This window comes from Alteromonas sp. DY56-G5 (assembly GCF_041414725.1).
In the GTDB taxonomy this organism is placed as follows: domain Bacteria; phylum Pseudomonadota; class Gammaproteobacteria; order Enterobacterales; family Alteromonadaceae; genus Alteromonas; species Alteromonas macleodii.
In genome coordinates, this window is sequence record NZ_JANHZQ010000099.1 from 1 (window position 1) to 3,036 (window position 3,036).

The following is a 3,036-nucleotide window of genomic DNA, read 5'->3' on the forward strand; positions in this document are numbered from 1 at the left end:
CGTCAATTATCTTGGCCGGTTGTGTGGTTCGAGTTACGCTTACTGCGAAACAGCAATTAAATTGGAGTTGCCCCCTTTTATATTTTAACTTGAGTTATAAGGTAACTTTAATGCTTAATTAGAAAAATCATCACATAAAATGGCAGAGTCTTTTACACCGTGCTTTTTCAGCATTGATATGGTTTCTAACATCATCTGTTTGGGGCCACACAAATAAAACTGGATCTGATTTAAATCTCCCAGAGTGTCTATTGAATTATCGATTACCTGCTGGACATAACCATTTGCACCATCCCAATTTGTGTCGGGCTTAGATAATACAGGCGTAAAGTGAAAATTTTGATATTCAAAGGCCAATCTTTCGAATAACTCACGATAAATTAAATCAACTTTATGACGAGCCCCAAAGTAAAAGTGAATATTTTCCTGGCATTTAAGTTTTTCTAATTGCTCCATTATTATTGATTTGAGAGGGGCTATTCCCGAACCCGCTCCAATCATTACCATTGTTCTTGCGGTGTCGATATGTGAATTACTTACATAAAATTTTTCGAACGGTCCAATCGCTTCGATACTTTCGCCAGGCAGCATATTGCAGATGTAATTTGAGCCAAAACCAGGCAGTAAATTTGCTCTAGGTGCCGGCTGCATCTTGATTAAAAAAGTTAATTCATTTGTATGCGAATCATAATTTGCCAAAGAATAGCAACGGTTAATCGCAGTGTGATTATAATTAAGCCTTTTAATGTGTTCCCAATATGTTTGAAATTCATCAGGAATAATCGACGGCACTGAACTACCATGCGCAGCAGGAATATTAAACTGCATATAGGCGCCGGCTCTAAATTTTAGTGGATTTTCACTGTTAACTTTAAAACGTAGCTCTTTTATAAAAGGGCTCAGAAATATTGAATGTGTCAATATTAAGTTATGTTTCTCCGCTTTATGAGCCAATAATTCAACTTCTTTGACTTCATTGCTGTGATGTTGACAGGCGAGCCGGTGTCCCGCATCAATTTCGGTCTGAGACAATAATACGCGCTCTGCAGAATTAGGTGTTAGGGCTGGATTTAACTTAACCTTACACTGTCCACATGTGCCTCCACCTCCACAAGTAGATGGAATAAGAATGTCATGGGCATTTAAACCTTCCATTAAATTTTGATGACTAGAAATCTTTAAATTACCAACAGGTTCACTCATTTGTTTTTTAATAAATACAGGGTGTTTTTTGGCTAAAAAGCTCAGTCTGTAGTTGCCTCCAAACGCCAATTGAATGGTCCAAATAAAGCCAGATAGACAAAGCCATAAAGTTATAAATGCGAACAAGATAATGTGCCAACTATTGAAGCCGCCAACGCCGTTATAATCCATAAAATGCAGCATATAGAAGAAGTCAGCAAAACGTTTGTCGTCATCACTATGAGAGATTAATTCTCCAGTACGAGCATCAACATACACACTTGTATTGACCTTATCGGCGAAGTTAACTTGCCAGACTTGGTTTTTCTCTCTTGGCAAGTCGTCTATTGGGGGAGTCAACTTTGTTGCTGATAGGAGTTCACCTGGACCATTATATGAGCGAGAGGCGATATGGCTAGCTAACTCGGCATCAATTAATTTTGGTTGGCCTGTATAAGCATCGATAAGAGTATAATCACTTTCAAAATGCCGCCTCAATCCTTTGTGGTGAGTTAACAAGTAGTATGGCTTATCTTGCAAAGATATAAGCTTAATTGATTGAGTGGGGCGTGGGACCGGGCTGCTACTGGTACGCACATTATCTAAAATGTCCTGTGGATATAAAAGTTTAGATTGATTAGATTGATAGGTTGTAAGAGGACTTGCCACAGGCGATATTTTATTTTGATATTGGTCGCCACGAACTTTACTCACGTCCATAATATTAAAATAAAAACCACTCAGTAACCAAATTAGTAACTGTATCCCGACTAATACGGAGGTCCATTTATGTATTGATTTGATAAACTGCATACTCACGCCTCCTTTGCTTTACGCAGTACAGTGTAATAACTTAATCCTAATCCCAATAAACAGGCGCCAATACTGAATAGGGTTAGCCAGAAAAGCAGCCAGTTATCGCGTTCACGATTATTGTAATCCGCTAAGTGGAATCGAAACATCCAGTCGAATATTCGCCAAAAGTTATGACGATAACGAACTAATTTTCCGGATTCTGCAGAGATATAGATTGATGGGCTGCTAAAGGCATCATAATCAATACGATATGCCGGTAAAAACTTTTCATTTAAACCATATGGTGGATTTTCAGTAATTAAATTAATTTCTTTTACAGCTGATGTACCACTGTAATAATAATTAGAGATTTCTATGGCCCGCTTTTTATCAAATGGTGCCAAGCGTTCACCAGTTCGCGCACTAAGTAATAACTCTTGACCATCGTTAGACACATGATAGACGGTTTGTTCAGCTAAGGTCGCTAGTTCAATTTCGGTTGCGTTTGGGTAGTCAACCAATATGTCAGTTAAGCTATATTTTACATCTTGAGAATTGATGTTTGGTTGATGGTCTGCGATCAAGTTGTTGCCATGGATATAGTTTAGGTCGATAACTACCATATAAGCGCCAGTGACCGACCATATGACAAACTGAATACCTAAAAACAGCATCATCCATTTATGATACTTGCGGATCTTATTTACAAACTTCATCGACTCTAACCTTCAACTCTAATGTCTTAAATAGGAGATGCCCTATCACTTTTTACGCTCCGTTTGAGCGTCTGTAGTCAGTACGACGGCATTATTGAATTTTTATCCTGAATTATTCAAATATTGGATCTCTTTTTTGACTCAATTAAACATCTTTTATATGTCTTTTTGAAAAAAAAGAATAAATTACAGACACTTAGACTGTTTGAGGTTGACTGTGAATGGCTGCTTTTTTTACCTTGCAGAGCTGAAAGTGGCAGTCAAACTGGCTTTTTAAACCCAGATTGTAAAGCGTGGGAATTGTTATTCTTTCTGGAATTAAGATATATTGTTTGGCGTTTAA

The 3,036-nt window shown here is 37.7% G+C and carries 2 protein-coding genes; both read right to left on the reverse strand.

Annotated elements, in window-relative coordinates; all coding sequences use genetic code 11:
• Positions 1-114: 114 nt before the first annotated feature.
• Complete coding sequence (locus NO989_RS21605) at positions 115-1,995, reverse strand: PepSY domain-containing protein (protein ID WP_156086150.1); 1,881 nt, start codon at positions 1,993-1,995, stop codon at positions 115-117.
• 2 nt (positions 1,996-1,997) lie between these two features.
• Positions 1,998-2,693, reverse strand: coding sequence for a PepSY domain-containing protein (locus NO989_RS21610; protein WP_156086149.1), 696 nt, complete (start codon positions 2,691-2,693; stop codon positions 1,998-2,000).
• Positions 2,694-3,036: the final 343 nt, after the last annotated feature.

Coding starts and splice junctions, on each gene's coding strand:
- NO989_RS21605 (WP_156086150.1), bottom strand. CDS start 1,995: ATGCAGTTTATCAAATCAATACATAAATGGACCTCCGTATTAGTCGGG.
- NO989_RS21610 (WP_156086149.1), bottom strand. CDS start 2,693: ATGAAGTTTGTAAATAAGATCCGCAAGTATCATAAATGGATGATGCTG.